Annotated in this window: 18 protein-coding genes; 4 read left to right on the top strand and 14 right to left on the bottom strand. The window is 53.4% G+C overall.

The features are described from left to right. Window positions 1–61: 61 nt before the first annotated feature. The 14 genes from PMX70_RS10130 to PMX70_RS04150 all read right to left on the bottom strand — a co-directional run bounded on the left by PMX70_RS10130 (window position 62) and on the right by PMX70_RS04150 (window position 14,171). Window positions 62–316 carry a transposase gene (locus tag PMX70_RS10130; protein ID WP_416378133.1) on the bottom strand — a complete coding sequence of 85 codons (255 nt, stop codon included), beginning with the start codon at window positions 314–316 and terminating at the stop codon, window positions 62–64. Window positions 317–327: 11 nt separating this feature from the next. Then, the gene (locus PMX70_RS04210; protein ID WP_465038265.1) at window positions 328–714 is read right to left on the bottom strand and encodes a transposase; all 387 of its coding nucleotides are present in this window, start codon (window positions 712–714) and stop codon (window positions 328–330) included. 239 nt (window positions 715–953) lie between these two features. Continuing rightward, window positions 954–2,363 (bottom strand): O-unit flippase-like protein, encoded by a 1,410-nt coding sequence (gene wzx / locus PMX70_RS04205; protein ID WP_161145256.1) that lies wholly within the window; start codon window positions 2,361–2,363, stop codon window positions 954–956. Then, complete coding sequence (locus tag PMX70_RS04200) at window positions 2,363–3,562, bottom strand: hypothetical protein (protein ID WP_271742976.1); 1,200 nt, start codon at window positions 3,560–3,562, stop codon at window positions 2,363–2,365. Before PMX70_RS04200 ends, wzx begins: the two co-directional genes overlap by 1 nt. Further along, window positions 3,563–4,567 carry a glycosyltransferase family 2 protein gene (locus PMX70_RS04195; RefSeq protein ID WP_271742975.1) on the bottom strand — a complete coding sequence of 335 codons (1,005 nt, stop codon included), beginning with the start codon at window positions 4,565–4,567 and terminating at the stop codon, window positions 3,563–3,565. Next, window positions 4,542–5,660, bottom strand: a complete 1,119-nt coding sequence (locus tag PMX70_RS04190; RefSeq protein WP_271742974.1) for a glycosyltransferase — start codon at window positions 5,658–5,660, stop codon at window positions 4,542–4,544. The genes PMX70_RS04195 and PMX70_RS04190 overlap by 26 nt, the downstream gene beginning before the upstream one ends. After that, window positions 5,660–6,412, bottom strand: coding sequence for a glycosyltransferase family 32 protein (locus PMX70_RS04185; protein ID WP_271742973.1), 753 nt, complete (start codon window positions 6,410–6,412; stop codon window positions 5,660–5,662). Before PMX70_RS04185 ends, PMX70_RS04190 begins: the two co-directional genes overlap by 1 nt. 22 nt (window positions 6,413–6,434) lie before the next feature. Next, window positions 6,435–7,679, bottom strand: a complete 1,245-nt coding sequence (locus PMX70_RS04180; protein ID WP_271742972.1) for a Coenzyme F420 hydrogenase/dehydrogenase, beta subunit C-terminal domain — start codon at window positions 7,677–7,679, stop codon at window positions 6,435–6,437. A gap of 8 nt (window positions 7,680–7,687) precedes the next feature. Further along, window positions 7,688–8,875: a polysaccharide pyruvyl transferase family protein gene (locus PMX70_RS04175; protein WP_271742971.1), complete on the bottom strand. Its 1,188-nt coding sequence runs from the start codon at window positions 8,873–8,875 to the stop codon at window positions 7,688–7,690. A 9-nt stretch (window positions 8,876–8,884) separates the two neighbouring features. Next, a complete protein-coding gene (locus tag PMX70_RS04170) occupies window positions 8,885–9,988 on the bottom strand; it encodes a glycosyltransferase family 1 protein (protein ID WP_271742970.1) in 1,104 nt (367 codons plus the stop codon). Beyond that, complete coding sequence (locus PMX70_RS04165) at window positions 9,989–10,738, bottom strand: sugar transferase (protein WP_271742969.1); 750 nt, start codon at window positions 10,736–10,738, stop codon at window positions 9,989–9,991. Window positions 10,739–10,822: 84 nt separating this feature from the next. After that, window positions 10,823–11,413, bottom strand: coding sequence for a hypothetical protein (locus tag PMX70_RS04160; RefSeq protein ID WP_271742968.1), 591 nt, complete (start codon window positions 11,411–11,413; stop codon window positions 10,823–10,825). Window positions 11,414–11,737: 324 nt separating this feature from the next. Further along, a complete protein-coding gene (gene thrS / locus PMX70_RS04155; protein ID WP_271742967.1) occupies window positions 11,738–13,501 on the bottom strand; it encodes a threonine--tRNA ligase in 1,764 nt (587 codons plus the stop codon). Between the two features lie 238 nt (window positions 13,502–13,739). Beyond that, complete coding sequence (locus tag PMX70_RS04150; RefSeq protein WP_035138069.1) at window positions 13,740–14,171, bottom strand: double zinc ribbon domain-containing protein; 432 nt, start codon at window positions 14,169–14,171, stop codon at window positions 13,740–13,742. 486 nt (window positions 14,172–14,657) lie between these two features. On the opposite strand from PMX70_RS04150, the gene PMX70_RS04145 reads away from it, so the two are divergent. The 4 genes from PMX70_RS04145 to PMX70_RS04130 all read left to right on the top strand — a co-directional run bounded on the left by PMX70_RS04145 (window position 14,658) and on the right by PMX70_RS04130 (window position 19,463). Then, window positions 14,658–16,115, top strand: a complete 1,458-nt coding sequence (locus PMX70_RS04145) for an NAD(P)/FAD-dependent oxidoreductase (RefSeq protein ID WP_271742966.1) — start codon at window positions 14,658–14,660, stop codon at window positions 16,113–16,115. Window position 16,116: 1 nt separating this feature from the next. Continuing rightward, entirely contained in the window at window positions 16,117–17,493 is a 1,377-nt protein-coding gene (locus PMX70_RS04140; protein ID WP_271742965.1) for an NAD(P)/FAD-dependent oxidoreductase, read from the top strand. A 10-nt stretch (window positions 17,494–17,503) separates the two neighbouring features. Beyond that, a complete protein-coding gene (locus PMX70_RS04135; protein ID WP_271742964.1) occupies window positions 17,504–17,896 on the top strand; it encodes a DUF1667 domain-containing protein in 393 nt (130 codons plus the stop codon). Between the two features lie 478 nt (window positions 17,897–18,374). Continuing rightward, window positions 18,375–19,463, top strand: coding sequence for a M24 family metallopeptidase (locus tag PMX70_RS04130; RefSeq protein ID WP_271742963.1), 1,089 nt, complete (start codon window positions 18,375–18,377; stop codon window positions 19,461–19,463). Window positions 19,464–19,711 lie beyond the last annotated feature (248 nt).

Here is a 19,711-nt window from a genome sequence, read left to right as displayed (position 1 = left end):
ATGGGCTGGCGCCAGCATGGAGAGAATCTAGGTAGCTCAACGGAGAAAACCGTTGACAAAACTATAGGAACACCCCCTGGAAGACCTCGCCTATGGCCCTGACCAGGCCCCGGGGACATCGGATACGGACGAACTCGTTGCCGGAGGTGCCACGGTCGCGCGGCGCCTGCAGGAAGCCGAGCCACGAGTCATGCGACTCCGTGTCCACCACCGATACGCCGAGCACCTGCCTCCAGCCGGACTCGTCGCAGCCTATCGCCGTGACAGCCGCGGTCGAAGCCGCGCGGCCCCCGCAGCGGCACTTGAAGTAGGTCACGTCGAGCCAGATTAAGGGTATCGAGCGCACCTCGAACGTCCCTCCGCCAGGTCGGCTATCTCGGCGTCGAGGCTAACGGCGATTGTACCCACACGGCCCCTGCCGAGCCTCCCGATGCCCATCTTCTCGGCTACCCTCTGCACCTTCCTAGTGCTGGTGCCGGTAGCGCACATCTCGGCCACCGCCGCGACGAGCGCGCGGTCGACGCGCCGGTGGTGCTCGAGGACGTCCTCGGGGAAGAAGCCGCCCGTCCAGAGTTGAGGGACACCCAGGTTGAGCATACCCACGCATGTCACGAGGCGGCCTCTGTTGCCGTTCCTATTGTTGGCCCCATCGCCGCAGAGCTGGTCAACCTCGGCGTCCATGATGGCGGTAACCACCTGCACGGCAAGCGGCATGAACAGAGATTGGATGTCCACCACCCCGTCCGCCAACTTCAGCATCGCAACGGACGCGGCATCGCGTCTGACAGCATCACCATAGCGGTCACCGCTCTTTCCCAGAATCCGTATTATGGTATTCCGGATTCAAGAAAAGGGGCAGTTTTCCCTTTTTCGACGGCAGGCCGTCGGCGGATTTACATCAACATATCCGGTGCGATCGAAATCATAAGTCACATTAAAGCAGTGATTAACACTCATTTCTTCAATGCGCAGGACCACTGCATGAGACCAGCTCTAATCAACGCAAAATAATGGGAAGAGAATTTACGCGCAAGGTATATAGGCCATTTCCAATTATTATATGCAAGCTGAGCGGCCCCATTACCAACCACAAGCGCCCAGACGCCCATGCCAGTAAAGGAAATTAAGACATACGACAATACAAAACCTGCAATAGCCGAAACTATATAAGCCGGGAGATAGGGGATTTCATTCGTACTGATAATGTAATTACAACACAATGAATGATGGTTCCAAACCGCAAGATAAACAACCAAGGCGAAGTAAAGAAGCCCGTCGGGGGAAAAACCTTTCTTAACTAGGAACAAGACTGGGAAGCCGACAAACCAGACACCGATCGTGCATACAACAATTAAAATCCAATATAGAGACAGACTTTTTTCAATAATTTTTCGTGCAGTCTGAACTTCGCCACCAGCATAAGCAGATTGAAACATTGGAATAAAAGATCGAACGTAGGCGCTGGCAAACCCGTAAATTGCACCGCCAACTTGAATAATTAATGAATACTGAGAGTTAACCTCCACACCAAGAAAATAGGAGCAGAGCAGCGAACTCAACTGAGTGGAAGCATAGCAGCAAAGTTGAACAACGCCGTCCCTCCACGCCAAATAAGCCACTGAAATAAACGTTTCTTTTATTTCAGAAATAGAAACACCCGTACAAGCATCGTTTGCTTTTTTTATCGCCTCTGAGTGAACCTCCAGAAAGCGACCGCAAAAAAATCTCAGCACAATGTCATTAAACAGATAACCGATGGCAGCGCCAATGATGCCAAAACCCATAAACAGCAAAAACGCAGAAACCACAAGCTGCCCAATGCGACCATAAGACTTTGCCCTGCTTTCAGCGGAAATATCCCCGAACCCTCTCAGGCAGGTCGTATAATGAAAAAAGAATAGATTAAAAAACACATCAAAACAAAAAATTAACCATGCGGTCCAACAAGAAAAGGGATCAATAGCACTTGAAATTGAAGAAATGTAGGCAGTTCCAACTGTAGCGGTAAGCATCAGGACAACGCAAGAAATTAACGCGTAAACAATCCGGGATGTTTTAATCAATTTGCCAAGCAGCTCATAGTCTACAGAATCACCAACTTGAGATGAATCGTAGCCGCTCTTGCTAATGCTACGCGCACCGCTAAGACAATAGACAATATTTCTCGCAAAAGTTGGTGTAAAGCCAAATTCAAATAACAGCGTTAAATTCCCAATGGCAACAAAAGTGTACCAGAGACCAAGTTCGGCGTTAGATAAGTAAGCAAGCAGAAACGGAAGAAGAAGGAAGCTGCTCCCCATTGAAAGAACAGTGCTTACATAGTTCCATATAATGTCTGACTTGGTAGTATTAATTTTTGCCATTATTTAGCCATCTCCACAACATCCTTTGATGGCACCCTGGATTGACAGGGCCCCTTATCTGAAAAGGCGGGCAGCGCCATAAGCATAAAGAAATTACATGCTGGATATAACATTCCGCATTCAACAAACCCCATTAGGGAATACAAGACCAAGCCCATGAATGTCACGTGGGCCGAAATACGCGCTTTATTTATCGCTACGCAATAGAAAGCAACAAACGCGGTAAATGGGATCAAACCGTATTGAATAAGTAGTCGACAATATGCATTGTCAAGCATGACTCTTGTTTGTATTAAATAACCACCCGTTGCAGACGGCAGCGAAACTATGGCCGTTAAGTCATTACCAAAAACAGTCAGAGGGTAGTTTTCAAAATAATAGGCGGAATAAAAAATCCGGTTGGTCATTAAATTATCAAGCTGAACAAGACATTTATTGGCACCATGGGACCACATAAAGGGCAGGGCTATACTAACAATCGCCAGAAAAAGCGGTAAAAAAGTAAATAGGGACCCATATGGTTTTGAACGGGGGCTTCTGAATGAAATAACCGAATACAAGGCCATTACGAAAATGCCTGCTGCAGAAGTTTTTGAATCAGCTACGAAAAAAGCAATTGCGAAACAGAAGATGCCCGCAAGACCGCTTCTGCCTTTCAGCTCAAAAATAGAAGCAGAATAAGCAATAAACAAAAGCTGTCCAAAATTATTAGGATGGGCAAAACCCATCGAATTTCGTACAAAATTGCTACCGCGCGACATTAATACAGAAGGAATGGCACCGACACTATTGAGACCAACAACCATCAATAGCATAAAGACGGACGATACAAGAATAGACCTTGAGATGTAGTATTCAGGGACGTCTTCAGCGCAAAGGCAAAACAGCGCCAACCAAATAATCTGAGGGGCTTTATTTGATTTCAGCGACCCGACGCAAATTAAAATCAGCAGCAAGCCAACTAGCACTTTCACATGAGAAGTCTTTTGTAGTAAAAGCTTCAGCAGTAGAAACGCTAAGGCAAACAACTCAAAGACCAGCGAAAGCACCGCAAGAGAAATCCCAAACACATTGGTAGCATTTACTGATCCAATATAATAGGAAACTGAAAATAAAGCCAAAGCAAAGCTGAACAGAACAGCCCCGGCATTTGCTCGTATAATCTCAGTCCATGATCTTTCCACATTAGTCAAATTCAATTAACGTACCCCATAAACAAACTTAGTAAAGCCAATTGCAGCCATAACACGCCTCGCAAGAAGAAGACGGATCGTAATGCGATTTTTCACTTCAGAGATAAATCGACGTGAATAGCGGTGAGAAGCAAAGCCTTCCATTAAATAGCTGAAATACGACTGGCAGACCATATTAGAGACAGGCTTAAAAAGCTGATTCGATTCCAAACGTGCACAATTACGAATCAAAGATAAGACTTCCCTGACTGCAGATTGCTTATATAGTTCGCTTAAATCCGGATTCACGTGACATAGCTCATATAGTTTTACCAGTAAATTATCAACACTCTCGATAGCCGAGATATCAGTATTTCTCGTTACTGAATCACTATTGTTGACATAGCAATAGACCGCCGAGTCCACTACTTTTACACTTTCAGCCAGACGATAAGCATCTACCATAAACAACGCGTCTTCACCGAAACGAATGCCATCTTCAAATTTAAGAAAACCATTCCGGAATAATGATTTCTTAAATATCTTTCCACAAACGCTTCGGAATACAACACCTTTAGTAAAGCTCGAAAACGGAACTTTATTAACATTATCCCAAAATGCAAGGCTAAGAGAGCATGCTGTTTTCCAGTCGATGCTTATAGCCTTGCCCGAATAATCGCCATGCTCATTCAGTAGAGCCCCGATAACCAAGCTACAGCCATCTGAGGATTCAAGCAACAGCCTAACTGCATTTATAGGCAGCATATCGTCAGCATCAACAAATGCCACCCAATCACCGGAGGCCTCATCGATACCCCTATTACGCGCCACGCATACACCACTATTGTTTTGACTAATCAGCTTAATCCGGTTGTCGCCCTCTGCAATAGCCATAACTAGCTCAGCGCCACGATCTGTCGACCCATCATCAACAATAATTATTTCAATGTTGCTCACACTCTGACGCTGAAGACTATTTAATGTCTTTTGAATCGTTTTTTCAGCGTTATACATCGGCACAATCACGCTCACGAGAGGATTGTCGACCAAGGAAGATTGACAGCAATTTACTTGCTTGCTTGTTGACGTCATAAACAGACGCCCCCCCCGCAAGCTTATTTGGACGACCCATAGAAATAATTGCGTCAATCCATTCGGCAACATTAAAGGAGCACTTTAAAAATTTATCAGAAATATCAGCCGCATCTGGAACGCCAAATGAACAGACACAAGGTAATCCGTTAAGCTGGGCTTCAATTGCGGCAACACCAAGTCCCTCAAACGTAGATGGAAATACAAAACAGTCAAATGAAGACAGAATGTCTTTAATATCTTTTCTTTCGCCTGCAAACAAGACACTAGATGAGATACCCAGCTTAGCCGCAGATTCCTGAAGACTCTTGTGTAGGGGGCCATCGCCAACAATCATTAATTTACAGTTGGATTTAACTGTTAGCAGTTCCTTCATTATCTTTAAAAGAAAAATATGATTCTTTTGACTAGTCAAACGTCCAACAGTACCAATAAGAAAATCTTTTGACGAAAGGCCGAACTCTTCCCTAATTACTACCCTGCTGACAGGATCGTACTCCATGTCATTAAAATTTAAGGCATTTGGAAGCACCTGAAAATTATCGCCCCAGAAGAATGAACCCGCTTCTTTTGAACACGCAAGCCTAACATTAGAATTACGTAACGCCGCACGGCGATTAAAACGGCTTATAACTTGAGTCGGCAAACCGCCCAAAAAACGAGAATTGTGAGAATGAGCAATGCGGACAGAGACATTCGCCCGTTGAGCTGCTCGCAAGACATCCGCATATAAAAGATGATTAAAGTTACACCAAACCGCCTGGTAACGATTTGGTTCATCTTGAAATAGATGGTCTAGATACTCAAAGCGCTTAATAGGCCTATCAATATCCGGGCAAATGTGGATTTCGGAGTTCATCTCATGAACGAATGCAACATCTGATAAATCAGACGTTGCAAGAAATTCAAACGTAGCATATGAGCTAAGGGCCTTTATATACCTACCAACAACGATTTCGGTTCCACCCAGCCCATTTGAAAGGCCAGATACTAAAACCCTAGGCTTATTGTGGTCTAAGGCAGACGAAACCATTAAAAAGCCTTCCTTCCAAATCTAAGTACCGATAGAACAGAGGAGATGAACCAAGACAGCTTGGGTCCAATTACTGGCGCAAGCTTTTTCCGCATTTCAACACGGAACTTCTTAGCGGGTGACAACCAGGTGCCTGAATAATGGTGAATAGAATATGTATCATCAGTAATTTCAAACTTGCCACTATGACTGTCTAGGGGATCAAAATAAGTAGCAGGGTATGCAGTGAAACCATTTAACTGCTGAAATGAACCATCTCTCTTAAGAGCACAACTCACTTCCAGGTAATCAGTTAGTACCCTCGGAGAGGTATCCATAGAGTTGCGGCCTTTTCGCATCTCAAATCTCATAGATTCATATAATTTTGCGACATCGCTCATGACATGGTTTCCGGCCTCAGAACCCATGATGAGGCCGGGATTCAAGAAGAAATTATTCTTCATGAATCCCGCAAAAGCCTCATTATCTAAAAGCTCGTCCAGAGGCTTCAGGACTTCGACATCTGTATCGAGAAGGATTCCACCCTCTGAATACAGTATTCTGTAGCGCGCATAATCGCTGACAAACGCCCATTTTTTTGAGGCATATGCCTCACGACAAAATTCACATTGATTTATATCGAAATTGCTTTCGTCCCATCTACGAATTTCCCAATCAGGCATGATCTTCGACCAAGACTCAATGCATTTTCTTTCAAGTTCAGGAAGCTCACTTCCACCGAACCAGATGTAGTGCAGAACTTTAGGAATCATCAATTCCCTTTCGAACAATAGGCTACTTCTTTATGATTTTTTTAACCAGACGCTTCATCGGGTCATAAATTCCAAGCTTTTCGCATGTATGCCTAGCAAAGCGCTCGGCTTTTACTTTTCCGGAATCGGGGAACCACTTATTCATAAGCTCCTCACCATCCAGATTCGCCACATCAGCCATGAATTCATCGCGACGCGGATTCGGCTTCACGGACTTAGTAAGTTCACGAACACCTTCTACTGCAGCCTCAACATCAATCTCCTTCATACGGGCATAGCTTGAGGCTCGATCAAGCAATTCTTGTCCCTCATCGCTTTGGATGAGAACTCGAGTGACGCCTCGATTGTCGTCGAACTCTTTCGAGAGTCGATAAACATCGAAGAAATCCCAGCAAGTCAAATCAGTAACGCGATAACGCTTTTTAAACGGGCATTCGTAACAAATGGGTCGATCTGAAAGATCAGCAAAAAAGGCCCTTAGGTAAGGATCTGTTTCGACACCTTCACTGTACAGCCGTTCACCATACAGAGTCTCGCCTTCGAGCTCGCACATATTTGAATAGCGATAGCCAAACCGTGATTTATCTCTAAAAAGAACGGTCTCACCTTTTACGCCAACCTTTGCGTCAAGCCATTCGACCTGCCGCGCGAACACAGCGCGAGCGGGGTTCGCGCGGCAGACGAAGTCTGCCACGCGTAAATTTGCCGGCTTGCCGCCCAAAAATCGAAGCAGGCCTTCGCATTGACAAGGGGTACCAATAAAGAGAACTTCACGTCCAGTTTTTAGTTGTTGTTTGACCTCGGGATACGCAGGGCCAACAACGCTCTGAACGTATTTACTGTTGCGGAAGCGCCAAAGTTCATCAACGCTTTCCACAGAAAAATGTCCGACCTTAAGTCGCCCAGGGGCTCCTTCGGCTCGCACAAGCTGTTCACCGCGCAAATAACCTGCACCAAACACAATACCGCCGTTGGCAATCACGGCCTGAGCAAGGGCAGTGAAGGCTCCACCAGAAGTGCTTTCAGCAAGCACCTTTTGATCATTATGCTGGACTAGAAAGGCTCGTTGGGACTTAGGCTCGTCCTTATCAACATTAAGCACTGGACAAGCCTTTTCGCATAATCCGCAATCAATACACTGGTCAGCATTGACTACGGGGTACTCGCAGCCCTCGGCTTCATATTCCATTGATATGCACTGCTTGGGACATTTTTGAGCACAGGCAGCGCAACCGCAGCATTTACTTTTGTCCGTGATGGAGATCATACTGTTCCCTACAACTCAAGAGCTGATTTAAGCCAATTGGCCGATTCATTCCTATACACATTAAGTCGTTGACGTACTGACACAAAGTCGATTTCATTTGCCATTGCGGCACGGAAAGCATCCTTCGATTCGCAAATACGATCGGAGTTTCCAAGGACACGCAACAATGTATCAATACGTGAGTTCGTAGACTGAGCACCCATATTCTCGTGGCGACGGAACGAGAAGAAGGGCACCTCAAAAATATTTGAGAAAACGCTTCCGTGGAAAGAGTCAGTACAGACATACGAAGCATGGGCAATCAAGTTGACCCACTCAGCCGGACCGGCTTCCCAAGGATAATAATCCGCGTAATCGTCATCAGCCTTAACATACTCATCGGGATGAGCAATGGCGACGATCTTCAAATTATGCTGCTTGGCAAGCTCTTGGGCACATTCACGATTCCATGCATTCTTACCCATGAAATAGCAGAAAACATAGGGCTCGTCAGGAACGTCAATCGAAGAGGAACAAGCAAGGCTTGCCCACTGATCTCTAGCCAGCAGCATCGTAGGGTCGCATACAACAGAGCATCGGACGCCCGTAGCTTTCTCTACCAAATCCGCTCCCGTATCCTCGCGAACAGAAATGGCCGAAAAATCGTAAAGAAAATCTTTTGTTTTACGAAGATATTTTTCAGAAAGGGAAGATACTCCAAAACTAGTGGAATAAGACACCTTGCGGACAGGAGGCTGCACGAAAGATAGTGTAAAGTACCTACCAGCAATGTTAACAGGCAGCCAAAGCTGATCGCTGCCAACAACAACGCTGTCATAATCAGCCACAAGCGCCCCAAGTTCTTCAAACGAAGCGGCTTGAGGAGTAAAACTAAAATGTGTTGACTCGAAAGATGAAAATGCACTTTTCCTCTTTGCCATTTTCTTTCCAAAGTCAGCATCAAGCTTCTGCTTGATGCGATGCTTTACAAAACCCAGCTTTGCACGATAAAGATCTACATCAAATAGATGCTCAAGATAGTAATCATTGCGTCCTTCAGAAATAGCATGACCCAGGCCACGTTTATCAATAGTATTGACTTCAACTCCCAGCTCCTCAAGGGCACGCTGGGTCGCGTACGCCTGAAGAACGCTGCCAAAGTTGATTTTGTCATGACACGACGCGACTGCGACTCGCTTAGAACATGTAATAGTCAAGCTATCCCCTTAATCAACAGAACCTAAATAGGTCATATAACAATCCAATAACACTCTGGCCGCAGCATTAATTTCAAATACCTGCAAACCGGCATCGTCGCCAGGCGCGAAGACCTCTGTGCTCAACTCAATAAGTCTTTCGGCCCACTTTATACAGGAGCTAGAAAGTGATTCAAATTGCATCATGGATGTAACAGCGGTCTCAGAGGTAACGGTATCAGACGCAAGAATGGGTGTATGCGATGCCTGGCATTCAACTCCGACCATTGGGAGGCCTTCATACAGGCTCGGCAGGCAGAAAACATCAAATGCTCGATATAAAGATGCTGCGTCGCTTCTAGTGCCCAAAAACCGAACAGAATGGCTAATCCCCAGACAATCAGCTTGGTCCTTTATCTGTTCAACCAACGGACCAGAACCAACCAAAACTAAAACTGCATCATTACGAATCTTTAAAACCTGATCGAATATATTAAGCAAATATGAGTGATTCTTCTGCTCTGTAAAACGACCAATGTGCCCAATTAGAAGCTGTCCATCAGCAACACCAAGCGATCGCCGCGTCCTTAGGCGATCCTCATCATCTGGCGCGAAAACAGACAAGTCGACAGCATTACGCATGACTACAAATTGAGAACTCGATCCAAATAACCATTCACCAGCGAATTTACTACATGCAAAACGGTGAGTCGGATACCGGTTTGATTGCGTTTTCAGCACGGCCTTCAGGGCATTCTTGGCATACTCACCCCTACCACTCGTAGAGTGGCTATGGGCGATACGCACGGGGACACCCGCCTTCTTCGCAGCACGAAGAGGAAAGACCGAAAGCGCGTTGATGTGACTATGGACAATCTTCCAGCCCTCTTGCTTAAAGAGACGCTGAAGCTCTCGCTGGTATTCAGCTACATGCTGATAGGGCGGTATCTCAAAGACCCTGCCACCGAGCGATTCGATCTCGTCACGGGGAACAAGCGTCGAATCGGAATCAACAAGAAAGTCAAACTGCACTTTACTGCAATCGATGTGACGATAGTAATTCATAACGACAGCTTCGACGCCGCCGCCAACCATCTTGCCAACAACCTGAGCCACCCTAACCGGTTCAGTCATTTAGCAAGCACCTCCACCGGTAAAGACCTCAACGACCGTGAGGAGAACAATCTTCAAGTCCGTGATGGGGCCGCGCTTGGCGATGTACTCCAAATCACGGCGGACCATCCCGTCGAAGTCGGTGTCGTTGCGATCGGTCACCTGCCACCAGCCGGTGATGCCGGGCTTAACGGACAGTCGCTGCAGGTCGTACTCGGTGTATTCCGCCACTTCGTTGGGCAGCGGCGGGCGCGGGCCCACGACGGACATCTGGCCCAAGAACACGTTCAGGAACTGCGGGAACTCGTCGATGGAGTGCTTGCGAATGAACTTGCCGATCTTGGTGACGCGGGGGTCATCCCTCATCTTGAACATGGCGCCAGCGATCTCGTTTTGCTCCTTGAACTCGGCGAGACGCTCATCGGCGTCTTTGCACATGGAGCGGAACTTCCACATGCGGAAGGTAGACAGGCTGCCGTCAGGGTGAGTCTGACCGACTCGGATCTGGCTGTAGAACGGGTTACCTTCGCTTTCTAGGCGAATTGCGGCTGCGAGCACCAGACTGGGAATTGCGATGATCGCAAGCACGACACCGCTGAAAACGATGTCAAACGCGCGCTTCACCGCCCTGTAGGCCAGACGCGAGTTATCCCAGTCCATGACGGATTGCATGGCCTTGTAGCGACCGGCGCCCTCACGCCGGTCCATGGCCTGAGCAATCAGCGCCGCCCCCGCGGGCGTATTTGTCTTTGTTACTTCTTTAGCAGCCACAGTCAAACTTACGTCCCCGTTCCCCAGGGATCCCCCAATCGATAAATTCAAAAATGCGAACGAATAGCTGATGCAACGTCTCCCTTACGTTTTGCTGGGAACGTCGAGCGGTAGCAGCTCCCTAAAAGCGGAATCGCCTTCGCCCACGTCTACCAGGCACCAGCGCTTATGACGGTCAATCTTGTGCACGCGGGCCTCTTGCCCCACCAAGGGACCCTGCTCTATGTGCAACACGCCGTCCTCTATGCGCGCGACGCTGTTGCGTACCACGCCGTCGTCATCCAGAACGCTGCGGTACCAATCCTGCGCATCGTCCGGCATGGGCATGTACGCCCGCTCCCTACTGCCGGCAATGCGACAGCCAAAGCTCAACTGAGCCAAAGCCCTATCGAGCGCGGCAGCATCGTGCGTGGCGACGAAGAAATATTCCTTGTACATGGGTTTGGTTTGGAGCGACCAGGCGCCGTCCCGCTTAAACCAGAACTCCTTTTGCATCACAAAAGCGTCCTGCATCAGCTCGTGCGGGATAATGCGGCGGACCTTTTCGCAGGTCTCGCGCTCTTTTCCATTGGGGGTGTGGACCAGATACCAGCGGACGCGGCCGTGCTGGCTGTTGGTAATGGCGCCGTTAAATGCGCCCGGCAGCTGCCCTTGGCGCCGTGCCGTCTGTTCCATGTTCTCGCCCCCTCTTTTGGCTTTGCGATTCACGCAAATGCAGGGCGTTTAGAACAGGCTTCTCGCTCGCAGTTAGGCGCAGTCGCAAAAGTGCAGGTTTTTGTATCTTTCGACAGACGTCATTATACGAGCAATTAATCAGCGTTTGCCCAGATTACGCAAAATGTACTGTTGGTAGGTGCATCTCCATACCCCTCTACAAAAACCTGTACCTTTTTGTGCAACAAAAAAAGCCGCTCAACCTGCGGCTTTTCTTATTTCGGGATGAAAAAGGCGACCGCCCTTTGTGGACGGTCGCCTTTGTTAATTGTTATGAAGTTTGCCTTAGGCGCGGGTCTTGGTCTCCTCGAGCACCTTCGCAACAAACTCGTCAAGGCTCATCTGAACGGTCTCGTTGGAGCGATCGCGGACGGAGATGTTGCCGGCCTCGACCTCCTTCTCGCCCAGAATGAGCATGTAGGGCACGCGGTCGATGCTGCGGGCCTCGCGGATCTTGTAACCGATCTTCTCGTCGCGATCGTCGCAGACCACGCGAATGCCGGCCTCCTCCAGCTTGGCGCACACCTCGTGGGCGTAGTCGCGGCTCTTCTCGGACACGGGAAGCGCCTTGACCTGCACGGGAGCCAGCCAGGTGGGGAACTTGCCCGCAAAGTGCTCAATCAGAATACCAATAAAGCGCTCGATGGAGCCAAAGCATACGCGGTGCAACATGATGGGGCGCTTCTTGGTGCCGTCGGCGTCCACGTACTCCAGATCAAAGTTGAGCGGCATCTGGAAGTCGAGCTGCACGGTACCGCACTGCCAGGTACGGCCGAGCGAGTCCTCCAGGTGGAAGTCGATCTTGGGGCCGTAGAAGGCGCCGTCGCCCTCGTTGACCTCGTAGTCCATGCCCAGCTTCTCCAGAGCGGTGCGCAGACCCTCCTCGGCGCGCGCCCAGTCCTCGTCCGAACCCATGGAGTCCTCGGGGCGGGTGGAAAGCTCAACGTGATACTTAAAGCCAAACTTCTGGTACACGGAGTCGATGAGGTTGACCACGCCCACGATCTCGTCGGTCAGCTGGTCGGGGCGCACAAACAGGTGGGCGTCGTCCTGGTTAAAGCAGCGCACGCGGAACAGGCCGTGCAGGGCGCCGCGCAGCTCGTGGCGGTGCACCAGGCCAATCTCGCCGGCGCGGATGGGCAGCTCGCGGTAGGAATGCGGCTTGGAGGCGTACACCAGCACGCCGCCCGGGCAGTTCATGGGCTTAATGCAGTACTCTTCGTCGTCAATGACGGTGGAGTACATGTTGTCCTTGTAGTGGTCCCAGTGGCCCGAGGTCTTCCACAGCTGCTTGTTCATGATGAGCGGCGTGGAGATCTCCACGTAGCCGGCCTTGTGGTGAATCTCGCGCCAGTAGTCCAGTAGCGTGTTCTTAAGGATCATGCCGTTGGGCAGGAAGAACGGGAAGCCGGGGGCCTCGTCGCGCATCATAAAGAGGTCCATCTCGCGGCCGATCTTGCGATGGTCGCGCTTCTTGGCCTCCTCCAGCATGTGCATGTGCTCGTCGAGCTCTTCCTTGGTGGCAAAGGCGACACCGTTGATGCGGGTGAGCATCTTGTTGTCCTTGTCGCCCTTCCAGTAGGCGCCCGAGACGCCGGTGAGCTTAAAGGCCTTCAGCGCCTTGGTGTAGCAGATGTGGGGGCCAACACACATGTCGATGTAGTCGCCCTGCTGGTAGAAGGTGATGTGGGCGTCGTCGTCCAGATCGCCGATGTGCTCGACCTTGTACTTCTCGCCGCGCTCCTCCATAAGGGCGATGGCCTCGGCGCGGGGCTTCTCGAACACGGTGAACTTGAGGTTCTCCTTGACGATCTTTTTCATCTCGGCCTCGATCGCGGGGAAGTCGTCCTCGCTGATCTTGACGCCCTCGGGCAGGTCGACGTCGTAGTAAAAACCGTTGTCGGTCGCGGGACCGTAGGCAAAGTCGGCCTCGGGGTACAGGCGCTTGATGGCCTGCGCCATGATATGCGCGGCGGAGTGACGGATGACGTGCGTGACCTCGTCCTGCGGGAGCTCGGCCACCGAACCGTCATTGTAGAGTGCCTTCATGGGTATGTTTTCTCCTCTCGGATGCCTGATGCAAGTGCGTGCGATGCGCTCGGCGTTTTTGACTTGCATCATTATAGGCAGGTTGCCTTGGTATACAAGCGCCCGCCGCACCTTAATGGCACGGCGGGCGATTTTCTACGCATGCTTCATCGTGTGAGGGCGGGGCTGCGGGGCGCGCGTGCGGCTTGCGCGGGACGCGCGGTGCACGTGGCCTGCGGCCGGCCCGGCGATGGATGCGTTACTGGATGCGAGTTCGGCAGTAAGGGCAGACCTTCCAGTGCGCATCGAGCGGGCGATGGCAGCTGGGGCACACGTTGCGAACCTGGGTATCGCACACGGGGCAGACCACAAAGTCCTTCTCGATGGGCGCGCCGCACTGCGGGCAGGTACCGTACTGGGCAAGCTGGCGTTCGCGCAGGGCCATGTCCAGCTCCTGCTCCTCGCGGTCGGCCGCGTAGGAATGCGGACGCAGGACCAGATAGGCGATGAGGCCCACAAACGGGATGAGCGCGATGATGCCCCATGCCACGTAGGCGCTGGCGCCGCGACGGCGAGCGTCGATGAACACATAGACGACCGACAGCACATACAGGGCGATGATAAAGCCAACAAAGGCATAGACGACGCCCATAAGCTGCGGCGACATGAGCTCGGAGATGTACTTGGACATTGAGGTGTACCTTTCGGATTATTTACAGTCCGGTTAATTTTACCACGGGGTTTGTTTATATGGGACTACGGTTGGGCGCAGGACAGCTGCGGACACAAACATCTCAATCTGTAACAGATACTCGGCAAAAACAAGTCCACCTGTTACAGATTCAGACATTCCAAACCGACTGATAGATTCATCTAAATCTGTAACATCTAGACCCCAAAACGGTCCCTAGATGTTACAGATCGAGACAGAAGAATCTCTCCCCGGCTTCAATCTCGATCTGTAACATCTTGGGCTCCAAAACCCCTCTTACTGTTACAGATCGAGACAAACCTCCGGCACCGGGATCAGCAGACAAAGACGTCGACGTTACTGAGCCTCCCCTCGCCTGCCGTTGGCGGGTGTTGCAGGGCTGTTCGCCGCATTGCCGCCGCGCTGGGGGCGAGCAGACCGTAGGATAGTCTTATTGACATCCTGTCAACTTGTCTGGGAGGCACCGTGGCAGAAACGTTTGATATCGCAATTGTGGGCGCGGGCATTACCGGATGCGCCATCGCGCGGCAGCTCGCGCGGTTTGACCTGTCCATTTGCGTGGTCGAGGCAGCAAACGATATCGCGCTGGGGGCTTCAAAGGCCAACGGCGGCCTGGTGCACGCAGGCTACGATCCGGCGCCAGGCACCGTAAAGGCGCAGGTCAACGCACGTGGTTGCGAGCTGTATGGCACGTGGGCCCAGGAGCTCGGCTTTTTATTCCGCCGCACCGGGTCGATGGTGCTGGGGTTTAATGACGAAGACCGCGCGCACCTGGAGAAGCTGCGCCAGAATGGCCTTGCCAACGGCGTGCCCGAGCTGTCGATGATCGGCCCCGAGCGCATCCACGAGCTGGAGCCGCGCGCGAGTGCCCAGGCCACGTGCGCACTATGGTGCCCTTCGACTGGTTACGTTGACCCGTTTGAAGTGGCCATTGCCGCGCTGGAAAACGCGGTTGCCAACGGCGTGACATTTATGCGGTCTGCGCCAGTGGAGGCCATTGATGTTGCCGGCTCGGATGACAAAGCCGCGCGCTTTACGCTGGCAACGCCCGCCGGCGACGTGCACTGTCGCTATCTGATCAACGCCGCAGGCAACGGAGCCGCGAACATCTCGCATATGGCAGGCGCTGAGGAGTTTCAGATGGTCTGGCGCCAGGGCAACATCGTGGTGCTGGACAAGGAACCGCGTGCGCTCATGCCGCTCTACCCCGTTCCCACGCCGGTTTCCAAGGGCGTTATCGTGACGGGCACCGTGCATGGCAACACCGTGATCACAGCGACCGCCGCTGTGCGCGAGCCAGGCGACACGCAGACCTACGCCAGCGATGTGAACGCGCTGCTAGCGGGTGCGCGCAAGCTGGTGCCCGATCTGGATACGCGCCGCGTGGTGCGCGCATTTGCCGGCGGTCGTCCGGTCATTCAGGGTACGAACGACTTTTTTATTGGGCAGTCAGCCGTGGTGCCGGGGCTGTTCCAGGCGGCAGGTATTCAGTCGCCGGGCGTGGCGAGCGCCCCGGCCATTGCCGAGCGCATGGAGCAGGTGCTGTGCGATGCCGGCGTTGAGCTGAACGAACGGGCTGACTGGAATCCGATTCGCCGCGCACCGGACGACTTTGACCGTGCGCCGCTCGCGCGCAAAGAGGAGCTCATTGAGTCCGAGCCCGCGTGGGGACAGATCGTCTGCCGCTGCGAGACGGTGCCCGAGGCAGAGATCGTGGCCGCAATTCGACGCCGACCGGGCGCGATTTCGGTCGAGGGCGTCAAGCGTCGCTGCCGTGCAGGCATGGGCCGCTGCCAGAGCGGCTTTTGCCAGAGTCGAGTGGTGGCAATCCTCGCGCGCGAGCTGGGCTGCAATCCCAGCGAGGTATTGCTGGAGGATACTGGCTCCTGGCTCGTTGAGGGACCTTTAAAGGGGGTGCGCTAGGATGGCGACGGATATCGAGATGGGCGCTGGGCGAGACGCTGCGAATGCAGCTGCGGTCGGCGCCGTACCGACGCAGGCCTTCGACGTGGTCGTCATCGGCGGCGGACCTGCCGGCATGGCGGCCGCGCTTGCCGCACATAAGGCCGGCGCGCACGTGGCCATCGTGGAGCGCGAGCGGCACCTGGGCGGAATCCTCCGCCAGTGCATCCACCCGGGTTTTGGCCTGTCGCACTTTAAGCAGGAACTCACCGGCCCCGAGTATGCGCAGCGCTTTATCGACCAGGTGCGCGCGACCAACATTGCACTGTTCCTGGACAGCATGGTGATCGGGATTGACGGGAACTCGGAAACCCCAGATGCCGGCGATGCCGAAGCCCACACCGTCACGCTCATGAGCCCCGCCGGCATGCTGCAGCTCACCGGGCGTGCGGTCGTTCTTGCCATGGGTTGCCGCGAGCGCACGCGCAGCGAGATCAAGATTCCCGGTAGCCGTCCTGCCGGCGTGTTTACGGCAGGCCTGGCGCAGCGATATATCAATATCGAAAACCTCAAGCCCGGCTCGCGTGCCGTCATTTTGGGCTCGGGCGACATCGGCCTCATCATGGCGCGCCGCTGCACGCTCGAGGGGATTTCGGTCGAGGGCGTGTACGAGCTCATGCCGTACGCCAACGGTCTGCGCCGCAACGTCAAGAACTGCCTGGACGACTTTGGCATTCCGCTGCATCTGTCCACCACGGTCACTCGCGTAATCGGGCACGACCGCGTGGAGGCCGTCGAGGTAAGCCAGGTCGACGAGCACCTGGCACCCATTGCCGGGACGGAGCGCATCGTTCCGTGCGACACGCTGCTGCTTTCGGTGGGCCTGATTCCCGAGAACGAGCTTTCGGTTGCCGCAGGCGTGGAACTTGACCCGCGCACGCGCGGCGCCGTGGTGGATCAGAGTCTCCAGACGGGCGTGCCAGGCATCTTTGCCTGCGGCAACGTGCTGCACGTTCATGACCTGGCCGACAACGTGACGACCGAGTCCGAGCGCGCCGGTGCGGCTGCGGCGGCGTGGGCGTTGGGCGGCAGCGCGGATGTCAAAACGGGCCCGGGCTGCCAACTCACGGTCTCCCCCGCCGGCATCGCAGGCTACGCGCTGCCGGGACGCATCACAACCGTTGGGCTCACCAAGCTCAACTTCCGCGTGCGCAGACCAGTCGACGCCGCCCGTGTGCGCATTCTCGCTGGCCGCGAGGAGCTGTTTGCAGGCAAGGTGCGAGCGTTTAAGCCGAGCGTCATGGAAAGCTTCCCGCTGCCAGCAAAAGTGATTCAGCACGCACTCGACCTGGGTGTTAGCGAGCTTGTCCTGTCCGTCGATCCCATTGAGGAGGCGTAAGGCCGTGAGCATGAACGCAATCGAAACGCTACAGTTCAACTGCAGCACCTGCCCATCCGAATGCCTCCTGACCGTAGAGGTGGAGCGCGATGCCAACGGTGCCGTGGCAGCGGTGCGCTCCGTGGCCGGCAACAGTTGCCCGCGCGGCGACAAGTTCGCACACCAGGAACTCACCTGCCCCATGCGCGTGCTCACCACTACCGTAGCCGTATCCGGAGGCGACGAGGCGCTGCTGCCCGTACGCACGGCCGAAGCCATCCCGCTGGCGCTCCACGCCCAGGCGATGGCCCTCATCCGCGGCGTGGTCGTCGAGGCCCCTATCCGCATGGGCGACGTCGTCCTCCCCAACCTCCTCAACACGGGCATCGACCTCATCGCCAGCATGGACATCGACCCTGCCTAAGCTGCTAATTTAGGACGGGGCTCTTTTAGCTACCCCGCCATCCACCCCGTCCCTCCTCAATTGCGGTGAAATAGTTTCTGATTTCCGCCAAAACCCCGGCATCCAGGAACCATTCCACCGCAACTATCCTTGGAATTGGTATTTAGCTTGTGCCTACTTTAGTGCCATTTCAAAACTATGCCGGATTACGGGGCTGATTCGGAGACCCCCATCCATACCGGCAATTTTCGATTTTTGATAAGCCATCTACCTGCGGTTTTAATTTCGCGATTTTTCCCATGGTCAAGTAATGCAGGTCCAGCCCCGTAATCCGCCATACTTTTGAAACCAGCCCATTTGGGACGGGCCTCTTTTAGCTACTTTTACTGCTTGCCAGGTTAGCCATGCCAAGGAGCGTCCCGAAGTGCCGGCATAAAAGGAACGTCCCTAGCTGCCGGGCATGGGATACCATGGTGGCAACCTAGCGAAAGGACGATGTATGGCACATGTCGATGATCAGCGCGTGGCGCGCGTGCTCGATGCGCTCGAGGCTCAGCACCCCGGCGCGCAGCTGCTTGTAAACGACCCGTGGTCGATTTATTACCTGACCGGCTTTTATGCCGATATGTTCGAGCGTTTTTGCGGCGTGCTGCTCGCACGCAATTGCGAGTCCGTAATCTTGGTCAACGCGCTGCATCAGCTACCCGAGTATGACAACGCCCGCGTCGCCTACCACACCGATACCGACGTCGTGACCGACGCCATCGCTCGCGAGGTCAATCCATCCAAGCCCCTCGGCATCGACACCGTCATGCGTTCCGGCTTTTTGATGCCGCTCATGGATTGTCACGCCGCGAGCGAGTTCTTCCTGGGCGACTTTGCCGTCACCGCCGCGCGCACCTACAAGGATGCCGCCGAGCAGGAACTCATGCGCGCGTCCTCGGCCGCTAACGACGCCGTGATGGCCGATGCCATCAAGCTCGTCCACGAGGGCGTGACGGAGCGCGAAATTGCCGACCAGATGCTCGGTCTGTATCGCAAGCACGGCTGCGAGGGCTTTAGCTTTCCGCCCATCGTGAGCTTTGGCGCCAACGCCGGCGACCCGCACCACGAGCCCGACGACACCGTGCTCAAGCGCGGCGACGTGGTGCTGTTCGACATTGGCGGACGCCGCTGCAACTACTGCTCGGACATGACGCGCACGTTCTTTTGGGGCGAGCCGGACGAGGAGACGGCGCGCATCTACGATATCGTGCGCCGCGCCAACGAGGCCGCCGAAGCGCTCATCGCACCGGGCGTGCGCATGTGCGACCTGGATCGTGCCGCGCGCGATGTGATTGAAGACGCAGGCTACGGGCGGTACTTTACGCACCGCCTGGGACATTCGATTGGCCTGCAGGATCACGAGCCTGGCGACGTCTCGCTGGTCAACGAGCAGATTGTCGAACCGGGCATGACCTTCTCAATCGAGCCGGGCATCTACCTCCCCGGCCACACCGGCGTCCGCATCGAGGACTTGGCCCTGGTGACCGAGACCGGCGTCGAGATTCTCAACGCCTACCCCCACGATCCGGTCCGCCTAGACTAGGCAATGCGGCAAAGGGACAGCCCCTTTGTCACCTTCCGATTAGCTGCGCCACGAAAGCGGGCTATCTACTACGTTTAACCCGCATGGGTCGACCATAACCGGGTTTTCGCAAAATCCGCAAGCCATCTACCTGCGGTTTTAATTTCGCAATTCTCGGTGTGGTCGAGGGTAGTCGGTAAAACGTAGTAGATAGGCCCATTTCGTGGCAAGCGAGTCAACTCGGGACACAGGGCAGCCAAAAAGCCCCG

The sequence above is a fragment of the Collinsella aerofaciens genome, from assembly GCF_028206795.1.
Taxonomy (GTDB): Bacteria; Actinomycetota; Coriobacteriia; order Coriobacteriales; family Coriobacteriaceae; genus Collinsella; species Collinsella aerofaciens_AX.
The sequence above is the reverse complement of the archived record's forward strand: the minus strand, read 5'-3'. Positions and strand labels throughout refer to the sequence as shown.

Coding starts and splice junctions, on each gene's coding strand:
- PMX70_RS04170 (WP_271742970.1), bottom strand. CDS start 9,988: ATGACTGAACCGGTTAGGGTGGCTCAGGTTGTTGGCAAGATGGTTGGC.
- PMX70_RS04180 (WP_271742972.1), bottom strand. CDS start 7,679: ATGATCTCCATCACGGACAAAAGTAAATGCTGCGGTTGCGCTGCCTGT.
- PMX70_RS04135 (WP_271742964.1), top strand. CDS start 17,504: ATGAACGCAATCGAAACGCTACAGTTCAACTGCAGCACCTGCCCATCC.
- PMX70_RS04185 (WP_271742973.1), bottom strand. CDS start 6,412: ATGATTCCTAAAGTTCTGCACTACATCTGGTTCGGTGGAAGTGAGCTT.
- thrS (WP_271742967.1), bottom strand. CDS start 13,501: ATGAAGGCACTCTACAATGACGGTTCGGTGGCCGAGCTCCCGCAGGAC.
- PMX70_RS04190 (WP_271742974.1), bottom strand. CDS start 5,660: ATGGTTTCGTCTGCCTTAGACCACAATAAGCCTAGGGTTTTAGTATCT.
- PMX70_RS04130 (WP_271742963.1), top strand. CDS start 18,375: ATGGCACATGTCGATGATCAGCGCGTGGCGCGCGTGCTCGATGCGCTC.
- PMX70_RS04210 (WP_465038265.1), bottom strand. CDS start 714: ATGCCGCTTGCCGTGCAGGTGGTTACCGCCATCATGGACGCCGAGGTT.
- PMX70_RS04160 (WP_271742968.1), bottom strand. CDS start 11,413: ATGGAACAGACGGCACGGCGCCAAGGGCAGCTGCCGGGCGCATTTAAC.
- PMX70_RS04140 (WP_271742965.1), top strand. CDS start 16,117: ATGGCGACGGATATCGAGATGGGCGCTGGGCGAGACGCTGCGAATGCA.
- PMX70_RS04150 (WP_035138069.1), bottom strand. CDS start 14,171: ATGTCCAAGTACATCTCCGAGCTCATGTCGCCGCAGCTTATGGGCGTC.
- wzx (WP_161145256.1), bottom strand. CDS start 2,363: ATGGCAAAAATTAATACTACCAAGTCAGACATTATATGGAACTATGTA.